Annotated in this window: 3 protein-coding genes; all 3 read left to right on the top strand. The window is 69.9% G+C overall.

From position 1 onward, the window contains the following. Window positions 1–1045, top strand: a 1045-nt coding sequence (locus RDU12_RS14135; protein ID WP_308685260.1) for a type II and III secretion system protein family protein, incomplete at its 5' end; no start/stop codon positions are given. A gap of 8 nt (window positions 1046–1053) precedes the next feature. Further along, window positions 1054–1716, top strand: a complete 663-nt coding sequence (locus tag RDU12_RS14130; protein ID WP_308685258.1) for a CpaD family pilus assembly protein — start codon at window positions 1054–1056, stop codon at window positions 1714–1716. A 7-nt stretch (window positions 1717–1723) separates the two neighbouring features. Continuing rightward, window positions 1724–3283 (top strand): CpaE family protein, encoded by a 1560-nt coding sequence (locus RDU12_RS14125; RefSeq protein ID WP_300290106.1) that lies wholly within the window; start codon window positions 1724–1726, stop codon window positions 3281–3283. Window positions 3284–3383 lie beyond the last annotated feature (100 nt).

The following is a 3383-nucleotide window of genomic DNA, read 5'->3' as shown; positions in this document are numbered from 1 at the left end:
CGTTCGCGCCGAGGCGGTCAACGACAGCGTCATTCTGACGGGCACCGTCTTCAGCCCCGGTGAAGCCGACCGGGCCAGCCAGGTCGCCCGCGCCTTTGTCGCGACCCCCGACAAGGTCATCAACATGATGACCATCGAAGGGTCCGACCAGATCACGGTCCGGGCCCGGATCGTCGAGGTCCAGCGCACCGCCGTGAAGCAACTGGGCCTCGACGCCACCGCCGTCCTGGCCAGTGTCGGCGACGGCCTCACCCTGACCCAGGCCGCGACCTTCGCGGTGTCGGGCAACCAGCTGGGTGGGGGAATCCTCAACTACCTGGACTCGGCCGGCGACGGCAGCAGCCTGAACACCTCGCTGCGCGCCTTCGAGCGCGCCGGCCTGGTTCGCATCCTGGCCGAGCCGAACATCACCACGGCCAATGGCGAAAGCGCCGAATTCCTCGCCGGCGGCGAGTTCCCGGTGCCGGTCGGTCAGGAGACCGACGCCAACAGCACCAAGGTGACCATCGAGTTCAAGCCTTACGGCGTGCGGCTGGCCGTGCGGCCGATCGTGCTGTCGCCGGGCCGGATCTCCCTGCAGCTGTCGACCGAAGTGTCCGAACTGACCTCTCTCGGCGCCTTCACCCTGGGCGGCGGGGCGGGCGGCAGCTCCCTGGTCATTCCCGGCCTGAGCGTGCGCCGCGCCTCCAACACCGTCGAACTCCCGTCGGGCGGCTCGCTGATGATCGCCGGCCTGCTGCGCGAAGACACGCGACAGAACATCGACCAGCTGCCGGGTCTGGGCGATCTGCCGGTGCTCGGAGCCCTGTTCCGGTCGCGCGACTATCTCTCCGGCGAGACCGAACTGGTGATCATCGTCGAGGCCTACATCGTCTCGCCGACCTCGCCCGGCCGGATGCAGACCCCGGCCGACGGCCTGCGGATCGCCAACGACGCCCAGACCATCCTGTTCGGCCAGCTGAACCAGCACTACGGCCGTCCGAACGTCGCCGCGGACGCCGCCGACGCAGGCTGGAGCGGTCCCGTGGGCTATGTGATCGAATGAGACCCCAGATGATGCGCGCCCTTCTCCTGACCGTCGCCGCGACCACTGTCCTCGGGGCCTGCGTCTCGACCGGCTCGTCGCAGATGCAGCCGCTCACGCCGCTGTCGCGCTACGCCCTGAGAGTCGAACCCGGCCTCGACCGGATCGCCCTGGCCGTGCACGAGGACGGCCTGTCATACAATCAGCAGGCGGCGCTCAACGACCTCGCCGGCCGCTACATGGCCGGCGGCGTCGGCTCGGTCACGATCGAGGGACCCTCGGGCGAGGACCCGGCGGCCGCCCGCCAGACCTGGGCGGTGCGTTCAGCGCTTCAGGCCGCCGGCCTTCCGGCAGAGCGCATCGTTGTGGCCTCCTACGCCGCGCCGGATCCGCGGGCGCCGATCCTCGCCGGCTTCGAAACCGTTCGCGCCGTGATCCCCAACTGCGCCGCTGAGCCCCGCGCCATGGGAGGGCGGTTCTCGAACGAGAGCTCGATGGGTCTGGGCTGCGCCATCAACGCCAATCTCGCCGCCCAGATCGCCGATCCCCGCGACATCGTCGGGCATCGCCCGATCAGTCCGGCGGACTCGGGCCGCGCGGCCGTCGTGTTCGACAATTATCGCCGTGGCGAAACCACCTCGGCGCCCCAGGAGCCGCTGGTCCAGGGCCGTATCGCCCAGGCCGTGGAGTAGGCCCGTCATGACCAGCGCCTTTCCCCGACCCGTCGAGGATTTCGAGGACGAGTTCGACCTCGACATGGGCTATGTCGCCTCCGGGCCCGGACCCGGTCCGCTGCAGCCCGACGACGCTGGAGGCGCCTACGCGCCGGATCAGGGTTCCCTCGGCCCGGAAGAGGACGCGCGGCCGCCGCTGCAGTTCACGCCTCCGGCCGTCGCGGGGCCGACGTCGGCGCATCCCGACGCTTCGATCGAGAACCAGGTTCCGGCCGTGGCCGGCTTCAATCCGGTAGGCGATCTCGTCGCCGGCGCCTCGGCGGCCTTCTCGCCGCCGGCGATGGGCGGGGGCGGCCCGGAAGTCTCCGTGCCTCGCATCGCCATCCACGTCTTCGCCGAACGCCAGGACACCCTGGCCGCCGCCGAACGCGCCGGCCAGGATCGCCGACTGTCCCGCGCCACGACCCAGATCCGGGTCGGGGGCGTCGCCGCGGCGGTCGAGGCCTATCAGCATGAACCGACGCCGCCGCTGATCATCGTCGAATGCCTGAAGGACCCGCAAACCCTGCTGTGGGAAGTCGATCAACTGGCCGAAGTCTGTGACGCCGGCACCAAGGTGGTCGTCATCGGCGCCACCAACGACATCCTCCTGTTCCGCGAACTGATGCGGCGCGGCGTCAGCGAATACCTGGTCGCGCCGTTGCAGCCCCTGCAGCTGATCGCCGCCATCGGTGGCCTGTTCTCCGATCCGGCCCAGCCCTTCGTCGGGCGGTCGATCGCCTTTGTCGGCGCCCGCGGCGGCGCCGGGGCCAGTTCGGTCGCGCACAACACCGCCTATGCAATGAGCGAGCGGATCGGCGCCAATACGGTCATCGTCGACTATGACCTGCCGTTCGGCACCGCCGGCCTCGACTTCAACCAGGACCCGCTGAACGGCGTCGCCGACGCCCTCAGCCAGCCGGACCGTCTCGACCAGGTGCTGCTCGACCGGATGATGGTCCGTTGCACCGACAAGCTGAGCCTGTTCGCCGCCCCCGCGACCCTCGACACGGACTGGGACATCTCACCCGAGGCCTTCGAGGAGGTCACCACCCAGATCCGTTCGACCGCGCCCTTCGTGGTGCTGGACCTGCCGCACCTGTGGTCGGGCTGGATGCGCCGCACCCTGATCGCCGCCGACGAGGTGGTGGTCGTGGCCACGCCCGATCTGGCCAGCCTGCGCAATGCCAAGAACATGATCGATCTGATCCGGCAGGGCCGGCCGAACGACGCGCCGCCGCGGCTGGTGCTGAACCAGGTCGGCGTCCCCGGACGTCCGGAAATCCCGGCCAAGGAATTCGGAGCCGCGCTGGGCGTCCATCCCAGCCTGATCATCCCGTTCGATCCCAAGGTGTTCGGCGCCGCGGCCAACAACGGCCAGATGATCCTCGACTCCGGGGCCAAGTCCAAGGCGGCCGACGCCTTCCAGATGCTGGCCCAGATCGTCTCGCGTCGCGAACTGCCGATGGTGACCGGGCCGAAGGGCAAGGGCGGCAAGGGCGAAGGCAAGTCGATGTTCTCCAGCCTGTTCAAAAAGAAGTCCTGACGGGTGTTCGGCAAGCGCACAGGTCAGCCTGGAGCCACCGGCGCGGCCGCCGCGCCCGCGCCCGCGCCGGCTGCGGTCCCGGCGTAGGCGCAGCAGCCGG

This window comes from Brevundimonas sp. (genome assembly GCF_031082345.1).
Classification (GTDB): Bacteria; Pseudomonadota; Alphaproteobacteria; order Caulobacterales; family Caulobacteraceae; genus Brevundimonas.
The sequence above is the reverse complement of the archived record's forward strand: the minus strand, read 5'-3'. Positions and strand labels throughout refer to the sequence as shown.

Coding starts and splice junctions, on each gene's coding strand:
- RDU12_RS14130 (WP_308685258.1), top strand. CDS start 1,054: ATGATGCGCGCCCTTCTCCTGACCGTCGCCGCGACCACTGTCCTCGGG.
- RDU12_RS14125 (WP_300290106.1), top strand. CDS start 1,724: ATGACCAGCGCCTTTCCCCGACCCGTCGAGGATTTCGAGGACGAGTTC.